The organism is Fructilactobacillus sp. X3R2C1 (assembly GCF_059901235.1).
Window position 1 is genome coordinate 85476 of record NZ_JBWXVA010000003.1, and the last position, 24730, is coordinate 110205.

Consider the following 24730-nt stretch of genomic DNA (forward strand, 5'->3'; position numbering starts at 1 on the left):
TAATTCCTAATGAATAAGAGCCATCCCGAATTAACGGGATAGCTCTTATTTGGTTTAGAAGTTAGTTTGGTCCAACTTTCCTATAATTGCAATAGCTTAATTAATTTTTTAATCTTTATTCGGAACTCAGACTCACAATTGGATCTAATTTAGCGGCCTTGGCTGCTGGAGCAAGTGCTGCTAGTAAACAAATAATAACAAAGACTAGTGCCCCAATAATGGAATTGGCCGGTGAAATTTGAACAATTGCGTACTTAATCGCTCCATTAGAAATCGTATCCGCTCCCCATTCGGCCAGGTAGGCGATGATAACCGCAAAGATGGACGAGAAGACTCCCAGAATAAAGGCTTCGGAGAAGAATAGGTTTCGAATGTTGCCCTTGGTAAAACCAAGTGCCCTTAGAATCCCAATCTCCTTGGTTCGTTCGGCAACACTAATGTAGAGCACCACGATAATCATAATTGCTGACACAAGGAGCGAAATTGCCGCAATTCCTGCTAGAACCCAAACAGCGACGTTAATGTAAGTGTTCAGTGTTGATACAATCGCACCCGCACCAGTAATTTGGTACTTGGCTTGTTGATTGGGTCCCTTCAACGACTTAATCTTATCTTGAACGGGTTGAACGTTGGGAACTCCACCAGCGATGTTCACCGCGGCAAAGTTCGGTTCGTACTTCATTTTAGCCTCACTAAACATTGACTTCATCGTGTTGGAACTAACAAGTGCCATTGGGTTCACGTCACTAGTCACCCCACTCACAGTAACCTCTTTTGATAGGACGTGGGGCTGCCCGTTATCATCGGGAGCATTCGCAAACAACTTAATTTTTTGGCCCGTCATGTCGTACGGCTTCTTCTTATTAAAGCTTTGGGCCGTCTTCTTATTAATCAACACCTGATTATCTTTAGTGGGGACTGCTCCGGATTTAATGTTCTTCTTTAAGACCGCTCCTTGATAGTATGTTTGAATGTACTGAACGGAAGCGGTTTTATCGGCCGCCTTAAACTGACCGCCAGCTAAAAACTTACCTAACGTTGAACTTTTGACATTCTTTAGGTCCTGCAACTGTTGGTTATCCTGGTTGGTCAGAAGTTCATTTTTAGGGTTTTGTTCCTCTCCCTGTTTCTGTTTTCGACTAACCTGAATGGTAGTGGGATTAACCTCTGAATAAATTTCATGATTAATGTATCCCTTGACCCCATTGCCGAGACCTAACATGAAAATGACCGAAAAGATGCCGATGGCCGCCCCAAAAATAATTAACAGGTTGCGCTTCAGGTTATAACGAAAGTGTTCGAAGGCCATCGTAAAGATGGAAGCAAGTTTGGCCGGACGCGCCTGAAAGTCCGCCTGCGTTTTATTAACCGGGTAAGCAGGTTTTAAAATCCTATCTTCATCAATCTTCCCGTTGGCTAAATGAACGATCCTCGTTCCATAATTGGCAACCACCTGAGAGTGGGTGACGGCAATTACCAGTTTTCCGTCTTCTGCAATTTCGTTCATTAGTTCCAAGATGTCATCAGTATTTTGAGCGTCCAAGGCACCAGTTGGCTCATCAGCAATGATGATATCTGGGTCAGAAGCAAGTGCTCGAGCAATTGAAACCCGCTGCATTTGTCCACCTGAGAGTTGATTGGGGTACTTGTTACGGTGGTCATACAAACCAACCTTTTTTAAAAGTTCAGTGGCCCGTGCTTCTTGTTTTTTATGCGTTAAAGTTGTCATTTCTAAAGAGACCATCACGTTCTCTTTAATTGTCAGATGATTCACAAGGTTAAAGTTTTGAAAGATAAAACCAATTGTGTTGCGCCGATACTCATCAAGTTGTTTACTGATATCTTTTTTTAACGATTTCCCGTCAATTAAAACGTCACCGGAATAATCACTGTCTAGTCCAGCGATAATATTCATAAGGGTCGTCTTTCCACCACCAGATTCTCCCAGGATGGAAACAAATTCCCCACGATCGAAGTTGAGACTGATCCCGTTTAAAACATGAAAATCCTGATTATCCACATAATAGGACTTTTTGATGTTTCTTAGTTCTAAATAAGCCATTTGGTTCTCTCCTTCTTTTTTAGTAGTGTCCATTTTAAACTAATTTAACCAAAAGTAAATTTTAACCTGAAAGTAAGAACGGCCTTAACGGAAAATTAAAAAAATAATTTTGTGAAATATTTTCGTAATTTTTTCATAACAATAATTAAAATTAATTGCTTAATTCCCACTCTAATGCCGTTATCTATTTCACTTATCAAATTTCTTCTTTGTTCAATTTTTATTGGATCTATTTCAGAAGCTGGAATGCCCTTGCAAACAGTTTTCAAACGGTTTACATTATTACTTGGAAACAAATCTGATATTCCTGAAAGAAATCTTTCCATTTTTTTCGATCAGTTATGTTCAGATTGTAACGATATTAATTCATCAACTTTTCGAAAGGAAGTTATCTTATGTCAAAAATGAAAGCTTTAGTTATGACAGCTAAGCAACACATGGAGATTGAAGACAGAGATGTCCCAACCCCTAAGGACGACGAAGTCTTAGTTGAAACTGCCTACGCTGGTATCTGTGGTACCGACCACGCCTTATACAATGGTCTCCCAGGTTCAGCTGATGCTACTCCTCCAATCGTGTTAGGTCACGAAAACTCTGGAGTTGTTTCCGCAGTTGGAAAGAACGTTAAGGACTTCAAGAAGGGTGACCGTGTTGTTGTTGACCCTAACATTTACTGTGACAAATGTTTCTACTGTCACACTGGCCGCTACGAATTGTGTGAAAACCTATCGGCCGTTGGTGTAACTAGAGATGGTGGTCTTGAAGACTACTTCACTGCCCCAGAAAGGGTTGTTTACCACATTCCTGATGAACTATCACTTCAAACTGCATGCTCAATGGAACCACTTTCATGTGCCGTTCACACGATGAAGATCACCGAAAACATTACCCCTTACCAACACGCTTTAATCATTGGTGATGGATACATGGCTAAGTTGTTTGCTCAACTACTTAGAATCTACGGAATCCAGAACATTGACATGACTGGTAGACATGATGAAAACCTTGCTTGGGAAAAGAAAGAACTTAACTTAAACAAGGTTATCAACACGACTAAGGAAAAAATCACTGACAAGTACGACATGGTAATCGAATGTGTTGGAAAGCCTGAAACCCAAGAACAAGCTGTTGAAGCAACTAATCCTGGCGCTCAAGTTATGATGTTTGGTGTTGGTGCACCAGGTCAAACATTTAACATGAACACTTACGAAATCTTCAAGAAGCAATTAACCATCAAGGGTTCAATGATTAACCCCCACAGTTTCGAAGATTCAATTGCTTTACTTTCAGATGGTTCCGTTAAGGTTACACCTTTCCAACACAACATCCTTACTTTAGAACAAGTACCTGGTGTATTAGCTGGTACTGACAAGGTTCAAGGCAAGTCAATTGTTAAAGTTAATGGTAATCTTAAATAATTGAACCAAAATCTGATCGTGGAGGGAAACTATGGCGAAGAAAACCGCTAATAGAAAAGCCAAACGTACCATTTCCATGACAGCTTCAATTATGTTCTTTATCCTTTCATTAATAATTAACTCTGCTGGAAATGTTTTGACTCTAGTAACAACTGCTAAGATTCATCCATCTTTTCTAGGTTCAGCTTACTGGACCGCAGCCGAAACCAACCTTGGAAATGCATTTCACTGGAACTTATTCTGGGCATTTCTAATCTTGGGAGTTGCCATTACCATTTTGAACGCCTTTTTAGTGGGTCACTGGGATTGGGGACGTGCCATTGGAAACGTCATCTTCATGGTTCCGTTCTCAGCACTCATCCAGGTCTTTGATGACTTCTTCATGGATGGTTCACTGCCAGTAATTGGAAAAGTATCATTTTTTGCTGGATTCCCTGAAGCCAAGGGTTGGATGATGGTCGCTTTCTATGTCCTCTTAAATTTCTTCGGGGTAGCATTGATTGCAACCGCCATCTCAATCTACCAACGAGTCAACTTAGTCTTGCATCCCGCTGATGATTTGATGCAGATCCTGCGATTTAAGTACTTCAATGGTGCTGCTGGGAAAGCCATGTGGGCTTCCTACATCCCACCGACTGTCATGGCAGTGGTTGCCTTTGCAATTACTCGTCAATTTACTAACTTAGGAGTTGGAACGATCTTTGCGTTCCTATTCCAAGGTGGAATCACTGGACTTGCTGATAAATACATCTTCCCTCACCTAAAGCATCAAGCGTTAGATGTTGGTGATGAATCAACGGTTGCCGTTGATATTGACGAAGACGAAAAGACAAAGAAAAAATAAGCAAAAGAAATAACCGATCTCAACCGAGATCGGTTATTTTTATTTAAACCACTATTTCAAACTTTTTAAAATCTCGCTCAATGCTGGTTGACCATAAACGTTATAACGTTTCTTGTACGCATCAATCGTTTTTTGGTCAAAGTTTTCTGGGTCAAGTGGGACAAAACTAGTATCAATTGGATCAAACGCCTTAATCTTAGCGTCAATCACAATCGGTTTCGTGTTACCTTCAGCCTGCATTCGGTCAATCTCAACCATGACACTATCAAGTTCATCTTGACCCAAAACCTTAAAACCATGAGCACCCATGCCTTCAGCAACCTGGGCAAAATCCGCTTGATAGAGGTCAACACCATAATCACTAATGCCAGATTGAACGTCTTCGTGTTCAATGTAACCAAAGCGTTCGTTTGACAAAACGACATTGATAATCGGCAAGTTGTACTTGGCCTGCGTAATCACATCCTGCATGACCATTGCGAATCCCCCATCACCTGAAATCGACCAAACTTGACGATCAGGATATGAGAGTTTAGCAGCAATGGAAGCTGGTAGACCAAAGCCCATTGTTCCAAACCACGGTGACATGGCAAACTGCTGCTGCTGATTAAACGGAAGTTGACGAATGGAATGCATGGTATTGTTTCCAACGTCAAGTCCATAAACCGCATTCGATTTAGAATGGTCAGCGATTGCTTTCAAAACAGTCTCAGCTCTAAGACCCTCGTCATAGTCAGTCGCAATGCTATCAAGCCACTTCAACCAATTCTCGCGATCAATTCGAGCGGCTTTTAAGAAATCACTTTGAGGGAGATTAACTCCTGAATTAATTAACATTTCCAAGAATTCCTTGGCATCACCGTGAATCGTGAGGTTGGCCTGATACTGACGACCCAAATCAGCTAGATTGTTATTAACCTGAATGATTTTCTTATCTTTAGGCATGAAGCGAGCAAACGGAAAGTCGTTTCCAAGCATAATAATCAGATCGGCAGCCTGCGAAACTTCAAATCCGGGTTTCGTTCCCAGTCTACCACGAGCACCCATGTAGCTCAGATTGTCGTTTGGCATAATCCCAGTTGCAGGAGCCGTGGACAAAACCGGCATGCTAAACTGATCGGAAACTTTCACGATCTCATCTCGGGCACCCTTAGCACCTCTTCCGTACCAAAGAACCGGATGTTTGGCTTTCTTAATCATCTCAATGGCTTCATCAACGTCAGCTTGTTTAGGGTGAACCGTTTTAATGCTACTTGAAACGTTGGCTGTCTTAGTTGGTTCATAGTCAATCTCAGTTCCAAGTAAATCATTCGGTAAGATGACGACTGCTGGACCTTTCTTTTGATAGGCCGTCCTGATGGCTTCATCAATAATCTTCGGTATCTGATCGGCAGTTGACGCCTGGCGGTTGTAAACCGAAACGTCAGCAAACATTGGCAGTTCATCCATTTCCTGAAAGAACCGGGTGTTCATCATTGGTTGGGGAACTTGTCCAACGAGGGCTAACATTGGCGTATTGTCTTCCTTCGCGTCGTATAAACCATTAAACATGTGAGTCGCACCAGGACCAGCCGAACCAAAGGCGACCCCAATCTTACCAGTATACTTATGGTCAGCGGAAGCGGCCAAAGAACCGACCTCTTCATGTCTAACCTGAATATATTTAATGTTCTTTTTTTCCTCATCTAGCGCATTCAATAAGTTATTCAAAGAGCCAGCTGTGATGCCATACAAATGGTCGACATCCCAACTCTCAAGCACTTTCACCAGTGCTCTACTTGCTGTCATTTTACTCATAGAATCCCTCTTTTCGTTTTTCCAATTTAACTGTTGACCCAATTGAATTATAAACCACTCCATCAATTTATCCTATCAGAAGCAATAAAAAAGACTCCTAATCAGAGCCTTTACTTATTAATTCATATTTCTAAGCTGGTCATTTTTAGTGTAAAAACTATGATAACCCATGTAACATGCGATGATTGAACTAACGGCCGTAATCCCAAGCAACATGAAAGTTACCATGATCTGGTACTTAATGGCCTTAACCGGATCAACACCAGCAAAGATTAAACCAGCCATCATCCCGGGTAAACTAACCAGTCCAACGGTCATCGCAGTATCAATCGTGGGCTGCATCCCGGTCTTAATGCTGTCACGCACAATGTCAGAACAGGATGTCTTCACGTCGGCTCCCAGAGCTAATTTTTCAATAATCTGCTGTCTCCGGTCTTTAAACATGGAATTCATACTTCGATAACAAAGTCCCAAGGCAACCATTGAGTTACTGGCAACCATTCCGGTAATTGGTACCACTTGAGACGGGATAAACTTAATTGCTCCCGCAAAGACTAATACCGCAAGTACGACAATCGTGCTACTTCCTAACGCAATGATGGAAATGGGCAATGCGTGTTCCATACCGTCACTACGTCCTTTGGCGTTATAAGCGGCGTTAAACAAAATAATTAAGATTAAAATCAGGGTTAAAAAAACGTTATTGATCCGAAAAACGAATCGTAAAACGTACCCAACTATAAATAACTGAACCACACAACGGATGGTGGCAATGATAATTGACTTATCAATGCCCAACTTTTCTTTCCATCCGACAAATAACGCGATTAAGACCAGGAGTCCAGTTAATGCGAGCGCTTGATTTGAAACAATTAAATTAGGCATCTTTATCTCCTTTAACTAGTCGTCCGTTAACAATTGTGACTAACTCGGTGGCATGGTCAATCTCACCTTGATCATGAGTAATCATGATGACCGTGGTGTGATATTTTTGATTAATGTAGTTAATCATCTTGTGTACACTTTCCTTGGTGTTCTCATCAAGGCCAGTGGTAACCTCATCTAAAATAAGCACATCGGGCACAAACATGATGTTGCGAATTAATGCGACCCGTTGGCGTTCCCCACCAGAAAGATTATCGACCGTCCGATCCAAATCACCATCACCTAGATCGACGGTTTGAAGTGCTTTTAACGCATGTTCTTTATCAAACGGTTTATTTCGAATCTGATATGGGAACTCAAGATTATCCTTGACCGTATTGCCAAACAAGGTGGGTTGCTGAACGGCGTATGATACTTTTCTCCGATACTCAATTGGATTTAAATCAGCGACGTTTTGGCCTTCAAAAATTACTTCACCAGAACTGGGAGTCAAAAGATCCGCTAAAAGTCTCACAAAAGTCGTCTTCCCACTCCCTGATGGACCAGTGATCGTAACGATCTCTCCGGCATCAACGCTCCAGCTGATATCCTTGATAATTTCACGTCCATCAGCGTCGTAGCATAGGTTTTTAGTTTCTAGTACTGCCATTTTGATACCTCTCTTTTCTTTTTAACAAATTAACAGTATGATTATACAACACTTTTGTATCATATATGAGTCTGCTATAATGACGTAGACGTTGTTATGAAGAAAAAAGGAGTTCTAATGAGTTATAAAAGAGTTAGAAACGGTTCAAAAAGATCGTCAAATGTTTCGGTAGAACTCCACCAACGAGTTACGGTCACCATCAAGCGTCTCGGAATTAATGGTGAGGGAATTGGTTATTTTCACCGCAAATTAATTTTTATTCCTGGTGCGCTAGTTGGTGAATTAGTTCAAGCTGATGTAACCGAGATTAAACCTAAATACCTACGCGGAAAATTAGTTCAAATTGATAAGGAAAGTCCCTTTCGGGTTAAACCGCGTGATCCATATGCTGGAGAAGTTGGTGGTTTTGAACTCGAAGACCTCGCATACCCTAAGCAACTGGAATTCAAACGTGATTTAGTTAAACAATCGCTTAGAAGATATCATCCGAGGGCTTATGATCATTATGATGTCAGGGAAACGATCGGGATGGATAATCCCTATGAATACCGTAATAAGGCCCAGTTTCAAGTTCGAACTGAAGCAAACGGAAGAGTCATCGCCGGATTATATAAAGAAGGAACTCACGAAGTGGTCGACATGGAGACCTGCTCCGTTCAGTATCCGCTTACCATGAAGGTCATGCACGCTTTAGTCGAAATGGTTCAGGAACTAAACATCCCAACGTTCGTTGAATCCAATCACTCTGGCATTTTAAAAACCTTGGTAGTTCGAGCAGCTCTCAATACCAACGACGTGCAGGTGGTTTTCATCACTAACACGCCCAAGTTGATTAAGAAAAATCAACTCTTAGAAATGATTTCCGATCGCCTTCCAGAAGTCACTTCCGTCATGCAAAACATCAATCCTGGTGACTCACCTTTGATCTGGGGAGAAAAGACGGTTCATTTAGCTGGAAATGATAGTATTACCGAAAAAATTAATGGTTTATCATTTGAGTTGTCACCAAGAGCTTTCCTCCAACTCAACAGCATCATGACACCAAAACTCTACGATTTAGCTGGAACAGCCCTCAATCTTGATTCTGATGATCGTTTGATTGATGCATATTCTGGGGTAGGAACCATCGGTCTTTCATTAGCAAACCAAGTTTCTGAAGTTAGAGGAATGGATACCATTAAGGAAGCCATCACCGACGCCAATCATAATGCAGCAATCAATCATATTGATAACGCCACCTACTACTTTGGCAGTGCCGAGGATTTGATGCCGCAGTGGATAACCGAGGGTTTTAAACCCACGGCACTAGTGGTTGACCCACCACGCGTTGGCCTTGACCAACACTTAATTGATGCCATTTTAACCGCTAAACCACAAAAATTTGTATATGTTTCATGTAATCCATCAACGCTAGCTCAGAATCTGGTCCAACTAACGAAGTCTTATAACGTGGACTACCTGCAACCAGTTGATATGATGCCACAGACTCCGCACGTCGAAGTCGTCGTCAAATTTACTTTAAAGTCTTAGAAAGGTCCAATTGTCAATGAATCCATTCGATAACGGCAATAATAGTGGGAATAATGGCATGAACAACATGTTCTTGCCACCTAACTACGCCGTCGTGCAAAATAAAGAAACCCAAGAAGTCAAAGTCCAAAAGGTGGGCTTCTCATTCACTACGCTAGTTTTTGGAATCTGGCCTTCTATTTTTCGTGGTGATTTCTATAATACCCTTTGTATGCTAGGGGTGGATTTTATCCTAGCAATGGCACTTACCGTCTTAACTGGATTAAACATCGCATCCTCTGCCTATGAGATTTTTGCAATCATGCCATTAGCATGGAGTTTTGTATACAATATGATGTTTTTCCGGCATTTGCAAAATAAGGGATTTGTTCCCATCAATAAACGTTCAGCTGAACTTTTAAAACGAAGTCATTATTATAAATAATTAGGAACACAAAAAACACTTCACATAATGTGAAGTGTTTTTTTGTTTGAGATTAATGATTTTATAGCATAACGGTAACGGCAGCAGCAACGATGATCAAAGCTAAACCGATCAAAGTAGCAACCATTTCCTTTGGAGTCTTCTTCTGGTGTAAGAAGTAAACACCGGTCAAGGTAGCAACAACTACTGATACCTGTGATAGAACGAATCCAGTTGAAAGACCTAACATGTTTGGTTGTGCAGCAATCAAGTATGAGAATGCGGCAATTGCAAAGAAGAAACCAGCAATAATCTGTTTGTATGAAACACCCTCAGCAAACACATTTTCACTCTTCATGTTCATCAAACCGTAGATAATAGCCATCAAGACCATTCCCATTGCCTGTGGCAAGAATGCTTCCATTGGGGTCATTACTGAAGTGGACTGTGGCAAAATTCCCTTAGCCCAAGTCAAGTTATTAACCTGTGGAGCGGCTGAGTATAACCAGTAACCAATAACACCAATTAACTGTAAGATAACGGCTTTTTCAAGCGCACCTTTATTAACGTTTTCTTTGTTTTGGCTCCAAGTGGTAAGAGTGGCACCGATAATGATAACGATCAAAGCAAGGATTCCAATGATCTTGTGACCAATACCAGGCCAACTACTTAACGCAAATGCACCCCACAAAGCAGTTACAATCAACTGAAATGCGGTCGTGATTGGCATAACTCTTGAAGAACCAATCAAAGAATAACCTTTAAAGGCCATGATTTGACCGAAGCCCCAACCCATACCAGACAAGATTCCGTAGACTAAGTTCCAGCCCATTGGGAAGCCAGCTTGTGTGAATAATAAGACAACAATCGCAAAAATCAATGTACCAACTGTGGCACCAAAGATTTGGTTCGTTGGTTTACCACCAATTTTTGATGAAATAGTTGGAAATAGCCCCCAACCAATCACTGGAATTAATCCAATTAATATTGCTTCAAAACTCATATCCCATACCTTCTTTTCAAAATACTTTTGTAACCCTTATTTACGAAATTAATTATAACACGTCAAAAATAAAAAGAAAACGTTTTCATTAAGAAAAATTTAAAAACTTGCAAAGCAAGTCTTAATTAATGGGTTTAAAAGCCTGCGTGGCCTTAACCGCTCGCTTCCATCCCTGATACAATTTATCTCGTTCAGCTGCTTTCATTGAAGGAGTGAAAATCTTTCCCTCTTCATAAATGGACTGAACTTCATCTAAATCTTTCCAGAACCCGGTTGCTAGTCCACTCAAGATGGCAGCCCCAAATCCGGTCGTTTCTTCATCGCTGGCTCGTTGAACCGGAATATTCAAAATGTCAGACTGAAACTGCATTAAGTAACTATTGCGACTAGCTCCCCCATCAGCTCGAATCTGTGGAATATCGAGATCGGTATCGGACTCCATTGTGTTAACGATATCCTTAGTTCCGTACGCAATTGACTGAAGCGTGGCCTTTACAAAATCATCACTGTTAGTTCCTCGGGTAATCCCAAAAACGGCTCCTCTGACATTTTGGTCCCAGTATGGGGCCCCTAATCCATTAAAAGCAGGAACAACGTAGATTTCATTGTGGTCGGTCGATCGTTTAGCCGCCTGTCTGGACTCAGGAACACTGGTGATAATCTTCATTTGGTCTCGAAGCCACGTCAACGCACTTCCAGCCACGAAGATTGAACCCTCAAGTGCATACGTAATTTTTCCGTTAATTCCATACGCAATGGTCGTCAACAAATTCTCGTCTGAGTACTGCGGCTGGTGTCCCGTATTCATCATGATGAAAGCACCATCACCATAGGTGTTTTCAACCATTCCCTTTGAAAAGCCCATTTGTCCGATCAACGCCGCCTGCTGATCGCCAGCAATTCCAGCAATTGGGACACTAACACCATAAAATTGGTAGTTTTCAGTCGTTCCATAAACTCCATCAGAAGCATGAACGGTCGGAAGCATGATCTTTGGAATGTTTAAAATCTTCAAGATTTCGTCGTCCCACTTTAAGTCATTAATGTTAAACATCATCGTTCGACTGGCGTTCGTATAATCAGTAATGTGATATTTCCCACCAGACAATTTCCAGACGAGCCACGTATCAATGGTCCCAAATAACAATTCACCATCAGAAGCGCGCTTCTGTGAACCATTAACATGGTCTAAAATCCACCTGACCTTGGTAGCGGAGAAATACGAGTCAATAACTAGGCCCGTTTTTTTATGAATTAGGTCCTCGTACCCTCTGTTTTTTAAGTCTTCAGCAATTGAATTAGTTTGTTTTGAAAGCCAACCAATGGCATTGTAAATGGGTTTGCCGGTCACTTTGTCCCACACTACCGTGGTCTCACGCTGATTGGTAATCCCCACTGAGGCAATGTTTTCGGGGTGAATGGAGGCGTCAATCAAGGCACTCGCAATAGCGGAAAGCACGGAGTTCCAAATCTCGTTTGGATCCTGTTCAACCCATCCGTCACTATTGATAATTTGAGGAACTTCCTTGTAACTTTCAATGACTTTTCTACCACTATGATCATAAATAATCGCTCTCGTACTAGTCGATCCTTGATCAATCGCTAGGACGTAATCTTTATTGTCAGACAACTGGTTCATCTCCGTTTCATCGTATTTTTGATACTCATATTAGCACGATTCAATTCATCTCACTACTTGAAAATAAAAGAGAAAGTAGATTAAAATCTACTTTCTCTTTTATGGCATCATTAATTAACGCTTAACTTCAACCCGAATGTCAGCATCAATATCTTTTGGCTCAACCTGTTCGTCATAAGAAAAATCAGCATCTTTAAAGTATTCCTTGATTTCAGCATTAATCTCGTTTAAATCACGAACATCATTATCCTGACGTTTAATCAACAACGTGTACTGCTTGTTATCTTCATCAACGTTTTCAAAATCATAACCAACGTCAACCGTGTTTAAGATTTCTTGAATCATTTGTCTTTCAGTCATTGCCATAATTCATACTCTCCTTAATAATCTTCATACGCTAAGCTTATTCTATTTTCTAATATTTGTAAAATCATATCTCAAAAATTCATGTGGAACACGGGCTTCATGATATAATTATATTACACTGACATTGAAAGGTGGGTTACATGGAAAACATGGAAAATAAAAGAGTTCTAGCCATTCCAACTGGTGAAAATTTTCGTGAGTTAGGTGGATACCAAACTGTTGATGGTAAAACCACTAAGTGGCACAAGTTACTACGTGCGGGACACTTAGGTGAGCTCAGTGAAAATGATCTAAAAACCCTTGAGCATTACGGGGTTCGCTTTGACGTTGATCTCAGAAGTCAACCTGAAGTCGACATGCTGGCCGATCAAGTGGAAACTTCTGCCGTCGACTACATTTTTGATCCGATCTTTAAAGAAGACGCAACTGACAATTCGAAAAGTCCAGCTGAAATGAAGAAAGTCCTGTGCAATCACCCTAATTATGGTCATGATCATATGGAACACGTCTATAAAAGCATGATTAAAACGAAACACTGTCGTTTGGCTTTTAAAAAATTATTTGAAGTTCTACTCGATAACAGGCAAGATGACGAGTCCGTCCTATTTCACTGTACAGCTGGAAAAGACCGAACCGGAATGTCTGCGACCATGATCCTCTCTGCCCTAGGGGTCGATCGTAAAACCATCGAAGAAGATTACCTGTTAACCAATCAGGTGGCAAAACCAGTGATTGATGCTCGATTAGAGCAAGCCAAAGAAGAAGGATATAATGATGCAGCCCTAAAGAGTCTAAGATCCCTTTATAGTGTCTCATTAGACTTTTTCAATGCCGCAATGGATGAAATCAATCAATTATACGGCGGAATGAACCAATTTCTCCATGAAGGTATTGGATTGACCAATGCCGACATTCATCAGTTACGTCAAATTTACCTTGAATAATTTGCATATTGTTAATTCGGCTAGGTAATGATACGATGAGTTTATCAAAAGTAGTCTAATATTTAAGTGATAAGAGAAGTGGCGGTTGGTGCAAGCCACACAGGATATTAGATGAACTACCTAAAATTACACATCAAAATAAGTGCAGGTACTTTTGTATCTGAACGTGGGTGGTACCGCGCACAAGCGTCCCAGTAGTCAATTACTACTAGGACGCTTTTTATTTATCAACAACAGGAGGAAAACAACAATGAATATCATTGAAGATTTAAAATGGCGAGGTGCCATTAACCAAACAACCGACGAAGACGGACTAGAAAAATTAACCAACGAGAAAAAGATTGCCCTATACTGTGGGGTCGATCCAACTGGTGATAGTATGCACATTGGTCACCTAATTCCGTTTATGATCATGGAACGTTTTTCACGGGCTGGTTTTCACCCTTACATCCTAATCGGCGGGGCTACCGGTTCCATCGGTGATCCAAGTGGGAGAAACACCGAACGTCCCCTTCAGACCAAACAGATGGTCAAACACAACGTTAACGCCTTAACAAAGCAAATGAAGCACCTCTTTGGCAGTGACAGTAACATTCACATCGTGAATAACTACGACTGGACGTCTAACGTGTCACTGCTTGATTTTCTTCGTGACTACGGAAAACTCTTTAACGTCAACACCATGTTATCAAAAGAAGTGGTGGCCAGTCGCCTGGAAAAGGGCATTTCCTTCACAGAATTCACCTACCAAATCCTACAAGCATTGGACTTTCTCACTCTTTATCGTGACCATGACGTTCAACTTCAGATTGGTGGTGGAGACCAATGGGGAAACATCACGGCCGGAATTGACCTCATTCATCGCGTTGAAGGTCAAGACGCCGAGGTATACGGATTAACCATCCCATTAATGCTTAAATCAGACGGAACTAAGTTTGGAAAAACCGCTGGTGGTGCTGTTTGGCTTGATCCAGAAAAGACCTCACCGTATGAATTTTACCAGTTCTGGTTAAACCAAAACGACGCTGACGTTATCAAATACCTCAAATACTTCACCTTTTTGCCTAAGGATCAAATTGATGAACTGGCCCAAAAAGTTAAAGATGAGCCTTGGAAACGAGAAGCCCAGAAGACATTAGCACGTGAGGTCACGAAATTTGTGCACGGTGAAGACGCCGTTAAGCAGGCCGAAAATATCTCAAAAATTCTTTTTAAAGGCAACGTTCAAGACCTATCAGTAAAGGAAGTTAGTCAGGCATTTAACAGTGTCTCTACGTCTTCGATTAGTTCTGATCCCGTAAACGTAGTCGATTTAATCATTGCAGTTGGAGTTGATAAATCCAAACGGCAGGCTAGAGAAGACGTTAATAATGGCGCTATTACCATCAATGGTGCAAAGGTTACCGACGTCAATACTGAAATTAACCCCAAAGCTCAATTTGACGGGAAGTTTATCATCATACGACGCGGCAAGAAACGTTACTTCTTAGCTAAGGTTAAGTAAATAAATCCCGGTATCATAAATATGGTACTGGGATTTTTTGGATCCAAAAAAGGGGCGAAGAATTATTCTTCGTCCCTTTTGCATCTTGTTTTTCGTTTGAGTAATCGTTAACTTGAAATTAAATCTTACCAGTAGTTATGTGATGCTCGAAATTGAGCAGCGGCAGCGATTGAACCATAACGTGAAACTGCGTATTGACGAGCCACACGTTCTTGGTTAGCTGGAGAGTAATCACCATTTAAATATGATGAAGACAATTGGTATTTACCAATGTACTGACCATTTCGAGCACTGTATGAGTTACCAGATTCAACTTGTGCAATTGATGCTAAACCAGAGTTATCACCGGCACTGTTTGCATTATTGTTACTGCTTGCAGCAGGTTGAGTAGTGGTTGTAGTTGTTGCTTGTTGTTGTGTTTGAGCAGGTTGTGCGTTTTGCTGTGGTGCAGCAGTGTATTGTGCATTGCTACTTACCTGAGCAGATGGTTGTGTTTGAGTATTGTTACTTTGGTAAGTCATGTTGCTTGCGTTAGTAGGTAATGTTAACTTTTCTCCGACATGAATCAGGTTGACATTCTTAAGGTGGTTAGCCTTAACAATGCTGCTGATGCTAGTATTGTGTTGCTTTGCGATTTTTGAGACTGTGTCACCGCTCTTAACGGTAACTTGATTAGTGTTAGTGGCAGCGTTGGCGTTGAAGCCTGCAGTCATTAACACACCGGCTACTGTGAAAATAGATGCTAAAAGCACCTTTACGTTTCTAGATTTTAATAAAATGATAAATCACTCCTATAAATTTTTGTTACTTCCGTTTTCTTAAAACTGAAATATACTCAAACAACAATTTCACATTCTAAATACTGTTATTTACATGGCAAAAACAGCAATGTTAAAAAAACCGATTATTTTGTCACGTTGTAACATCAATGTAACAAAACTCGTAAGAATGCCCGTTTTCAAGGATTGATCAACAATTCACAACACCAATTTTTAGCAAAAGAAAAAGCCTTCTGCCATAAAAAAAGTTATTAAAAGCATAAGACTTTACTTAATTTCATCATTTTTCAGCTAATTTTCGATTAAAATAGTGCTCTAATTTACTCTTAGGATACACTCCGGTGACCTTCTCAACGCCCTTTCCGTTACGAAATAATACTAGTGTTGGAATACTCATGACCCGGTATTTTCTGGCAATCTCCTGATTATCATCGACATTAAGCCTTAAAAACTTGATTCGACCTTTGTACTCACGTTCCAGTTCTAAAATCAACGGATCCATCATTTTACATGGACCACACCATGGTGCCCAGAAGTCAACCACGGTCATTGGTCCCGTAATTTCTGAGTCAAAATTATTCTGGTTTAGATCCACTGCCATAGTCTTTCCCCCTCTTCACGTTAATCACATGGATAACTAAGGTAGCCACTAGTGTGACAATTACCAAAATTCCAAACCATCCCGCTGGAATCTCAATGTCAATCATTGGAATCGATAAGAAAAGTTTCAACGCAATGATAATGATCAAGAAGTACGCCATCGGCTGTAGTTCAGGAATCTTTTTCATCAACATCATTATGACTTCAGCTACTCCACGCATCGCTAAAATTCCAATCATCCCACCAATTAAGACGATCACTGGATTAGGTGAAATGGCTAACGACGCTAGCACCGAATCAATTGAAAAGATAATGTCCATGAATTCAATCTGAACTACCACCCACCAAAAGTACTTGCGGGTGTGGTTTTTCTTATTTGGTTTGACCTGATGAGTTCGGCTCTTTTTGTGCTTATTCTTGTACATATTATAGAAAAAACTAAACGCAAGATAAAACAAATAAGCTGCACCTAAGACCTTAATGATCCAGAACCTAATTAGGTACACTCCGACTCCGATGATCAAAAAGCGAAAAATGTATGCTCCCCACATTCCGTAAAACAAAGATTCTTCCTGCCACTTTTTGGTAGGAAGAACTTGAGTCTGGGCCGCAAGGACAACTGCATTATCAACGGATAAAAGACATTCAATCACTACCAATGAGAAAATAATCAACCAGTCATTTCCAGACGTTATGACGGTTTCCCAGTTATGTAGATCAAAAAAAGGACCATATAATTTAGCGAGTAGGTCGAACAATCAAAGACTCCTCCATTAGTTAGTTGTAATTAGTAATTGTTAATTGCTTTAACGTCGTATTTCATTAATTGATGGTTCACGATGACACCAATCAGCTTATTAGCGTAATCGGGATCGGTAGCGTAGCCATTTTTTTGCAACAAGTTGGCTTCTTGCCTAAAGCTCGTAATGCCCGTTTTCTTTAAAAACTTGGTATTTAAAGTTTCATTATGATCCTCGATGGCATCAGCAACCGATGGATATTTTCTAAACTGACCCACTTCGGTCGTTTTCTTGTTATTAACGTACTCGGTCGTATCGTACGAGATTGACTGACCATTGTACGTTCCCTTGATTCCAAACGGATTATTGGCTTTCTTATAGAGTTCGGATTGCCCCCAATTCGATTCGAGAATAGCCTGTCCGATCACGATACTTGGTAAAACCTGTTGTTTTTTCTCGTAAATCTTAACGGCTGGGTCACCAATTTTTTGAATAAACTCTTTGTGCTGAGTTTCGATCTCTTTATCACGTTTCTTGGTTGCGTTATTCATTTGCTCTTGTCGAACTTGATATGAATGATTAATCAACATGTGTCTAATCTTAAATGCAGCGAACACAAGTAGTAAGACGACGACTACTCCAATCACAACTGCAATCCACACGTTTTTCTTTTTACTGTGTTTCACGGACAACATCTCCCTATGTGGTTATTATACCTTAGCCAACCATTTTTTGTTGAGTATTTATGATTACTTAAAAAAGTTTCTTACTCATTTCCAATTACGCATTATAATAGAAGAAACACCCACTAAAATCGACTAACTTAGCCATTTAGTGTAGTATGAAGATATCTGACAATATAGTAACGGGAGTAGTTTTGCATTGATTAAAATTGAAAAAATCAACCAAAATATTAACTGGATTAAAACCATCGATTGCCGTCCAGCTGATAAGGAAATTTTAAAAACAGAATACCATTTAAATAACGAAATGCTCTATTATGCACTTGACCGTCACGAACGACCTCGGGTTGAATATTACGATGAAGAAGGAGTCCTCCTTTTCATTTTTGATGTGGCCGAACCGACTCGTTTTAACGGGGATGTTTCTGCTGAACCAATTGGAATCATAACCCATGACAACATGTTATTTACGTTCACGGCCGATAAAACTAACTTCGTTAACGAACTCATTTCTTCCATTATAAAAAAAGCCGGTTCAAAACAACTCGCAGAATTACAACCAATTGACGTAATTAATAAAACGTTGTACCAACTATCCGTCCAATACTTTGATTATATTAACCAAATCAACAGTGTCAGAACTAACATTCAACGTAACTTACGTGGCAAGGCCAATAAAAGTGCCATCAACCACCTGCTTAATCTACAGACCGACTTAGTATATTTCCTAACGTCACTCGGATCAAACAACGATATGATTAATGACTTCAAGCGGCGTTTTACAAGGGACCTCACTGAGGATCAAAAAGCTGCCGTTGAAGATATCAGTATCGAACTCCAACAGGGACTTTCAATGGCAGAGATGGCGAACGCCGCGACCCAGCAAGTAGCAAGCGCTTATTCCAACCTCCTTGATAGTGACTTGAACAACACGATTAAGTTTTTAACCGTTTTTTCGTTAATTCTAAGTGTTCCAAACATCGTATTTGGGTTCTATGGTGAAAACGTAAAACTTCCATTTATGGATAAACCATCAGCGTGGATTATAACCATTATCATCACGATCATTTTTATCATCATTGTGTTGCTGTTTTTACGCGCAAACCATTTCTTTAAGAACTAATTTAATATAAAATGAGCATGAGGGGGTAGTGAAATAAAATGAAAGGAATTTTCTTCGATGAAACATTTTATAAGGACGTTACACGAAAATAGGATTTTCTCTTTAATTATTTGGCTAGTTGTCATTTTTATGGCAATTGTCAGTCTCCCCAACCTAAGTCAGGTTGTGATGCAGGCTGGCAACCCGGAAATGAACTCAAAGTCCCAGATGTATAAAGCACAGAACTTACAGAACCAATGGGGCGAAGGCTTAGATGGAACCACAAGTATGAACATCGTTTACCACGCCAACAAGGGTAAAATTACCAGTTCTGAGCAAAAGGACATTTACAATCGGGTTGGTAAGATTCAGAAAAGTAACGGGGACAACGGCATTAGTCGGATCACCACCGCTCACACGAGCCCGAATGGTGCCTCAAAGTTTATCTCCAACGATCAATCAACCGAGATTGTGAATATTCATGTTCCAAAAAGCAATGCCACAAGCGCAAGTTTTGCTAACACGCTTCAAAAGCAATTCAACGTTGATAATGGACTGAAGACGTACGTCACCGGTCCGCAATTAATTAATCAAGACAACAATGAGAAGATTTTAAGCGTCACTAACATTGTGACCATTGCAATTTTCATTCTTTCTTTAGTCTTTATTGCCATTGCATTTAGATCACTATTAGCACCGGTTTTTACCTTTATCACCCTGATCATCACTTACCTGGTTTCATTAAGTGCAACAGCTTTAATGTCAACTCAACTTAGTCTCCCGTATTCGCCATACATTCCTTTAGTAACTGGCTTGGTAGTAACTTTATTTGGTACCCTTGCTAGTTTCTTTTTGTATCGACGTTTTGAATTGGCACTTAAAAACGAAAGCGTTGACCCCAGTAAAACAGCCACTAAAAGTCTTACATATCCACTTGGGGCAACCGCAATAATTACGTCATTAGCATTTGGATCACTTTACCTGCTCAAGTTTAGTTCGGTTCGGGCCATTGGTAGCGTCGCAATTGTCGTACTAATAACTCTATTCGCCGTGATGACCGTGACCCCAATGTTCATGCAACTCCTTGGACCAACCTTTTTCTGGCCAAAGAAGAAGACTTTAAAACTCGCAAACGAGGGCTTCTGGGGTAAACTTGCCCATGTCTCGTTTTTAAAACCTCTCCTAGGACTACTAATTGCATTAGTGATTACGGTCCCACTAGTTTTATTCTATCGTCCTAATGTAACCTACCTTACTAACAACAATTTAATTGCTAATGATCAGGCTGAAGTCGGTAGACACATCCTTCAAAATCACTTTAATAAGGGAAAACCAACTCCAGTCACTATTTACATCAAAAATAACCGACCCTTTAATAATGACAACACCATTAGTGCCATTGACCAGGTTACAACGAAGCTTCAGTCCCAAAAAAACGTTGCGCAGGTGTACTCTGTGACTCAACCAGGTGGGGATGAAATTGATAAATACTATTTACGAAATCAATTGAATAAGACCACTTCAACGCTTAATGGCATTAGTAATTCCCTTAAGGGCTCACAAAGAACCCTTAAGGGTGCAAACAAGACACTTCAACAGAAAAACATTAAGAATCAAACTAAATCAGTCGATTCACTGATTAGACAACTTGATCGGATTAGCGATACGAGTGAACAAGCTGACACCAACAATTTCAGCACATTCACTCCACTTGAAACGGCTCAGTCATCTAATCAAGCCCAGAAGTCCAAAAAACTTCGCCAAAATCTCTCACAAGTGTCTGATCAGTTGAGTACCACCAGTCAAAGCTTGACCCAGTTAAGCAACCAAATCTCTGACGCCCAAAATTCTGGACTGGAAGCGCAAGAAGCGGTCCAGCAATACAACGAACAAGCGTCTAAAGTTCGTGGTGAAATTGCGTCCGTTAACCGAACTTTAAAGGAAAGTAAAGATAAGTTAACGCCCGTCACTGGTTACTTAAATGGTGTCAAGAAGTCAAGTGCTGGGAATACCTTCTACATCTCACCGCAACAGATTAATGACACCGATTTTTATCAAACTAAGTATAATTTTGCAAGCGAGAACCAAAAAGTAACCAAGCTCGAAGTAGAATTTAATAATGAGCCCACCGGCAACACGAACTTAAATAACGTTCACAACATGCAAAATACGGTTAGAAACCAGTTACAAAACACCAGCCTGGAAAACGCTGAGGTCGCTTATACCGGACAACCAATTGAAAACGCCAACGTTCAAACTAACTTTGACCACGACTTTATTATTGGAATGATGATGATCTTCTTAATCGTTTTCGCCTCCATCATCATCGTTAGTCGTTCCATTCTCCAACCATTTTGGTGGTTGGTCACATACGTGATGAGTGTCTTTTCCGCACTGAAGGCTACCCAACTTATCATGTACTATGCCGCAAGTGACGGTCAATTAAACTGGCAGGCATCCGTTTCCATGCTGGTTCCCCTTTCCATAATCGGGATATTTGAATTAACCTTTTTGGCCATTTCCTACCGAAAACAAAATCCGGACTTACTAGGATGGTTGACCGGTGGGACAAGTGCATTTACAAAAACAGTTAGTTACGTGATGTTTGCTACCATTATCATTACATTCGGCCTTTTCGTTAGTCTGCTTCACTCGCTTGACTTCATCGGGCTGACCGTCATCATCACGATTATTATTTTTAATGTCATCCTGCCACTTGTCACGACTGGACTTGGCAAACTAGCAATCACGTTACCTCGTTCCGATTTGCATCATTGGCCCCTTTATAAAAACAGACGAGCCAAAAATAAATAATCAAAAAGCCATCAGTTTAACTGATGGCTTTTATTATGCCCTAAAAATTCATTTTACGAATTGATTTAAAGTAAAGAAACAAGATGACCAAAGAACCAGACATTGCCGTAACACCAAATAATACAAAAATCACCTGAATGTTAATAACTTTTGAAAAGGCACTGATAAACAATGACTCAAGCGCCATCAAAAGAGCCGTAATTAGATTGCAAAAAGACATCAACGTAACTCGGAGTCGTTTCACCACTGTATCCTGCAGTTCAGCGTTTAGTGTCGTATCCCACACTTCAAAAAGTGAACTAAAAATTACAAATGCAATTAAAGCAACGATGAAATTCGAAATCCCTAAGAGCAGTGACATCAATAAGCCAATTGCCATGCTTAAAGAAATCACCCTCATTCGGCCATATTTAGCAACTACTTTAAAGACGTTTGCCGAAAAAACAGCTCCAATGATATCAACAATCGCTAGGATCATCGCAATGTTACCGGTGCTAAATCTTGTAATGTGGGATAGATACAACGACCCGTATTGATACATAATCGAAGCCGTAGCCTGTGAAATCGCCACTACTAGGATTAACTTCTGGTAATTTTTATTACTGACCAAGAAAGTCCTCAATTGCTTTAAGACACTTGGAGCATCGGGCTCATTAACCACCGGTCGAGGTTTGATCACTAATACCGTCATGATTGAAAGAACGTGGGCCATAATTGAGGCGGTAAAGACCAGTGGCCACGAAATGTCTGCCAAATACCCACCAACCATATTACTGAAAGCAACCGTACAAATCATGATGGCGTTGTATCGTCCCCAAAATTTCTGGTAGTGTTGTTTTTCATCCGCCTCATAAATGATGGCCTCATCGGTTCCCGAAATTAGCGAAAGTCCAATTCCAAACAAAACGAACCCACCAAATACTAGCAAGTGGTTACGTGCGACAAAAAAAGTTGCCACGTATAATACACACATTATCTGACCCAAAATCAAAGTGGTTTTGTAGCCAATTTTGTCAGCAATGATTCCGGATGGTAGTTCACAAATAACCTGAGTTGCGTTAATCACAAGTTGTAATAATGCAATTTGGCCAACTGACCATCCCATATGTTTCAAATAAAGCATCCAAATTACTAATTCAAAGGTTAAGTTAGAAAAGAATGCGTACGTATACATTTTCCTGATATTTTTCATAATTTCCCTCATTTCAGTTTAACGATTACTAATGAAGTTGAGGAAATTCAATGATTGATTCAGGATGAATGTTTCACCCAAATAATCGAATGAAATTATGATTCAACTTCATTTCACAACTATTTGGGAAACAGTCTGTCTTTGAATAAATACCGTTACATGACGTGCTGAAAACTTACTGCCAATTTCTTGAAATTCGCTTTCCATCGTTCACACCTCCGACATAATTAATGATTATTCAAAAGTATATACTTTTAGTCCCTAAAAACAAGGCTCCTAACAAAAAGGGAATCGGCACCTCTGCCGATTCCCCACTGGGTTAAATTCTAAAATACTAACAAAACAGCAACTAGTATCAAAATTGATACCAATCCCAGCATTGTCAAAATGACTTTTTCAAGCAATGCCATTATCAAATGACCCTTCCTAGCACTCTACTTTTTCTACTGCCAATAAACATGCTACCGTACATGAGTCATTCCGTCAAAAAACGCCAAAACTAATTATCAGCTTTGGTGTCTTTTCGAGTAATTTTAGTTATCTTTTACGAGGTACTTAACTTCCCCGTCGTCATCAAGGTAGCCATACAAACGCTTCGTGTGCGCATCATCAAAGTATCCCATGTCTGCCATTCGTTTTCCATTCACTTCGTCACAACCATGATCCACTCGCTTAAAAAAGGAATACAAAAAAGCAATTCGTGATTTAAACTGCGTCGCCTTTTGATAAGCAGACGTCAGGGTGTAACCGTCATCTAGATATTCTTTCATTAACTTAATCAGTACAAAATTTGAAAAATTGAAAACTCGTGACGCTAATTTTTCAACTCGAGTACTTCTCACGTATCCCTTTTTCTCCCAGTATCGGAGTTGTCTTGGTGATACCCCCGTCATCTTACTAACTTCACCAATTCGAAAAATAAAGTCCTGCATGTTAAAGGAATTGATGATCTTGTCATTAGCTTCATGCATTTGTCGCCTCGCCTCCACTACTTATTGTATTCAGTGACCTTGATTTGATTACCATCAACACTCATCTTAGTAATACTGCCATTTTCGGGACGTTTTGTCATATCATACTGTCCGTCAGAAAAACGTTCTACTAAACTAAGCAGGGTATTTCCGTGACTAATCAAGAGGACGTTGTCGCCATCTTGAACCTTAGCATCGTGAGTAATCATATCTAACCCCTTATCAAGTCGTTTCCAGTAATCAGCTGCATTTTCAGCCATATGGAAAGGATCAGCCTCTTTCATATAGTCCTTAGCCGTATTGATATCATATTTATTTACAATGTCTTTAAAAGTTGGTACTCCATGAGGTGCTCCGGCCTCGTACCACGCTTCATCCATGTTTAATCCTTCAAAATAACCATAAAATTGTTCACGAAAATTGGGAGATACGACAGGCTCATTAATATCTGAAACTAAATTATCGTTTAGAATAATCTTGGCGGTATCTTCAGCACGAGTAGTATCACTGCAGTAAGCTTGAACAAATTTGATGTTAGATAAACGTTTAGCGGTCTTTTTGGCACCAGTAATTCCCTTGTCGGTTAGTGGTGAATTACTCCAGCCTTGTAATTTGTTAAAAATATTGAAATAAGTTTGTCCGTGTCGGACAACGTATAGGGTAAATTTTGCCATTGTATCTCCTCCATTCACACTCTAAGTATATCACTTGTGGGCTTTAACTTTTCTCTAAGATTCTCCCTCAATCCTACCCAAATTTAATAAATCTGATAAGATAGGGGTTGGACTTAAAAAGGGGACTTTAT

22 protein-coding genes are annotated in these 24730 nt (G+C 40.2%); 8 read left to right on the forward strand and 14 right to left on the reverse strand.

The window, feature by feature from the left end; genetic code table 11:
• Positions 1-115 precede the first annotated feature (115 nt).
• Positions 116-2062 (reverse strand): ABC transporter ATP-binding protein/permease, encoded by a 1947-nt coding sequence (locus AC6UDB_RS04340; RefSeq protein WP_500709239.1) that lies wholly within the window; start codon positions 2060-2062, stop codon positions 116-118.
• A 404-nt stretch (positions 2063-2466) separates the two neighbouring features.
• On the opposite strand from AC6UDB_RS04340, the gene AC6UDB_RS04345 reads away from it, so the two are divergent.
• The gene (locus AC6UDB_RS04345; RefSeq protein WP_500709289.1) at positions 2467-3480 is read left to right on the forward strand and encodes a zinc-dependent alcohol dehydrogenase family protein; all 1014 of its coding nucleotides are present in this window, start codon (positions 2467-2469) and stop codon (positions 3478-3480) included.
• A 31-nt stretch (positions 3481-3511) separates the two neighbouring features.
• Positions 3512-4324, forward strand: coding sequence for a DUF6198 family protein (locus tag AC6UDB_RS04350; RefSeq protein ID WP_500695811.1), 813 nt, complete (start codon positions 3512-3514; stop codon positions 4322-4324).
• Between the two features lie 51 nt (positions 4325-4375).
• Here AC6UDB_RS04350 and spxB read toward each other — a convergent pair whose 3' ends face one another.
• The 3 genes from spxB to AC6UDB_RS04365 all read right to left on the reverse strand — a co-directional run bounded on the left by spxB (position 4376) and on the right by AC6UDB_RS04365 (position 7655).
• Positions 4376-6121 carry a pyruvate oxidase gene (spxB, locus tag AC6UDB_RS04355; RefSeq protein WP_500709240.1) on the reverse strand — a complete coding sequence of 582 codons (1746 nt, stop codon included), beginning with the start codon at positions 6119-6121 and terminating at the stop codon, positions 4376-4378.
• Between the two features lie 117 nt (positions 6122-6238).
• Entirely contained in the window at positions 6239-7006 is a 768-nt protein-coding gene (locus AC6UDB_RS04360; RefSeq protein ID WP_500694054.1) for an ABC transporter permease, read from the reverse strand.
• Positions 6999-7655 (reverse strand): ABC transporter ATP-binding protein, encoded by a 657-nt coding sequence (locus tag AC6UDB_RS04365; protein ID WP_500709241.1) that lies wholly within the window; start codon positions 7653-7655, stop codon positions 6999-7001. Before AC6UDB_RS04365 ends, AC6UDB_RS04360 begins: the two co-directional genes overlap by 8 nt.
• 117 nt (positions 7656-7772) lie before the next feature.
• Here AC6UDB_RS04365 and rlmD point away from each other — a divergent pair, with 117 nt between their 5' ends.
• Together rlmD and AC6UDB_RS04375 are read left to right on the forward strand one after the other, a co-directional pair.
• Positions 7773-9185, forward strand: coding sequence for a 23S rRNA (uracil(1939)-C(5))-methyltransferase RlmD (gene rlmD / locus AC6UDB_RS04370; protein WP_500695813.1), 1413 nt, complete (start codon positions 7773-7775; stop codon positions 9183-9185).
• Between the two features lie 10 nt (positions 9186-9195).
• Entirely contained in the window at positions 9196-9609 is a 414-nt protein-coding gene (locus AC6UDB_RS04375; RefSeq protein ID WP_500694057.1) for a hypothetical protein, read from the forward strand.
• Between the two features lie 61 nt (positions 9610-9670).
• Here the strand turns inward: AC6UDB_RS04375 and rbsU are convergent, their stop codons facing one another.
• The 3 genes from rbsU to AC6UDB_RS04390 form a co-directional block, all read right to left on the reverse strand.
• Positions 9671-10591 (reverse strand): ribose/proton symporter RbsU, encoded by a 921-nt coding sequence (gene rbsU, locus AC6UDB_RS04380; protein ID WP_500694058.1) that lies wholly within the window; start codon positions 10589-10591, stop codon positions 9671-9673.
• A gap of 121 nt (positions 10592-10712) precedes the next feature.
• Positions 10713-12230 carry a glycerol kinase GlpK gene (glpK, locus tag AC6UDB_RS04385; RefSeq protein ID WP_500696961.1) on the reverse strand — a complete coding sequence of 506 codons (1518 nt, stop codon included), beginning with the start codon at positions 12228-12230 and terminating at the stop codon, positions 10713-10715.
• Positions 12231-12344: 114 nt separating this feature from the next.
• Positions 12345-12596, reverse strand: coding sequence for a hypothetical protein (locus AC6UDB_RS04390; protein WP_010022943.1), 252 nt, complete (start codon positions 12594-12596; stop codon positions 12345-12347).
• Between the two features lie 149 nt (positions 12597-12745).
• Between AC6UDB_RS04390 and AC6UDB_RS04395 the strand changes: the two genes are divergently transcribed.
• Both AC6UDB_RS04395 and tyrS read left to right on the forward strand, forming a co-directional pair.
• A complete protein-coding gene (locus AC6UDB_RS04395; protein WP_500699606.1) occupies positions 12746-13540 on the forward strand; it encodes a tyrosine-protein phosphatase in 795 nt (264 codons plus the stop codon).
• A gap of 250 nt (positions 13541-13790) precedes the next feature.
• Positions 13791-15044, forward strand: coding sequence for a tyrosine--tRNA ligase (gene tyrS / locus AC6UDB_RS04400; protein ID WP_500709242.1), 1254 nt, complete (start codon positions 13791-13793; stop codon positions 15042-15044).
• Between the two features lie 125 nt (positions 15045-15169).
• Here tyrS and apf read toward each other — a convergent pair whose 3' ends face one another.
• The 4 genes from apf to AC6UDB_RS04420 all read right to left on the reverse strand — a co-directional run bounded on the left by apf (position 15170) and on the right by AC6UDB_RS04420 (position 17849).
• Positions 15170-15796 carry an aggregation-promoting factor gene (gene apf / locus AC6UDB_RS04405; protein ID WP_500709243.1) on the reverse strand — a complete coding sequence of 209 codons (627 nt, stop codon included), beginning with the start codon at positions 15794-15796 and terminating at the stop codon, positions 15170-15172.
• 307 nt (positions 15797-16103) lie between these two features.
• Positions 16104-16424 (reverse strand): thioredoxin, encoded by a 321-nt coding sequence (trxA, locus tag AC6UDB_RS04410; RefSeq protein WP_500694063.1) that lies wholly within the window; start codon positions 16422-16424, stop codon positions 16104-16106.
• Complete coding sequence (locus tag AC6UDB_RS04415) at positions 16399-17181, reverse strand: TerC family protein (RefSeq protein ID WP_500709244.1); 783 nt, start codon at positions 17179-17181, stop codon at positions 16399-16401. The genes trxA and AC6UDB_RS04415 overlap by 26 nt, the downstream gene beginning before the upstream one ends.
• 29 nt (positions 17182-17210) lie before the next feature.
• Positions 17211-17849, reverse strand: coding sequence for a glycoside hydrolase family 73 protein (locus AC6UDB_RS04420; RefSeq protein WP_500696966.1), 639 nt, complete (start codon positions 17847-17849; stop codon positions 17211-17213).
• Positions 17850-18045: 196 nt separating this feature from the next.
• On the opposite strand from AC6UDB_RS04420, the gene AC6UDB_RS04425 reads away from it, so the two are divergent.
• Positions 18046-18969 (forward strand): magnesium transporter CorA family protein, encoded by a 924-nt coding sequence (locus tag AC6UDB_RS04425; protein ID WP_500694066.1) that lies wholly within the window; start codon positions 18046-18048, stop codon positions 18967-18969.
• A 57-nt stretch (positions 18970-19026) separates the two neighbouring features.
• Entirely contained in the window at positions 19027-21762 is a 2736-nt protein-coding gene (locus AC6UDB_RS04430) for an MMPL family transporter (protein ID WP_500709245.1), read from the forward strand.
• A 40-nt stretch (positions 21763-21802) separates the two neighbouring features.
• Here the strand turns inward: AC6UDB_RS04430 and AC6UDB_RS04435 are convergent, their stop codons facing one another.
• The 3 genes from AC6UDB_RS04435 to AC6UDB_RS04445 form a co-directional block, all read right to left on the reverse strand.
• Positions 21803-22954 (reverse strand): MFS transporter, encoded by a 1152-nt coding sequence (locus AC6UDB_RS04435; RefSeq protein WP_500695821.1) that lies wholly within the window; start codon positions 22952-22954, stop codon positions 21803-21805.
• A 533-nt stretch (positions 22955-23487) separates the two neighbouring features.
• On the reverse strand, positions 23488-23925 hold the full coding sequence (locus AC6UDB_RS04440; protein ID WP_500694070.1) for a MerR family transcriptional regulator: 438 nt from the start codon (positions 23923-23925) through the stop codon (positions 23488-23490).
• Between the two features lie 17 nt (positions 23926-23942).
• Entirely contained in the window at positions 23943-24599 is a 657-nt protein-coding gene (locus tag AC6UDB_RS04445) for a histidine phosphatase family protein (protein ID WP_500695822.1), read from the reverse strand.
• Positions 24600-24730 lie beyond the last annotated feature (131 nt).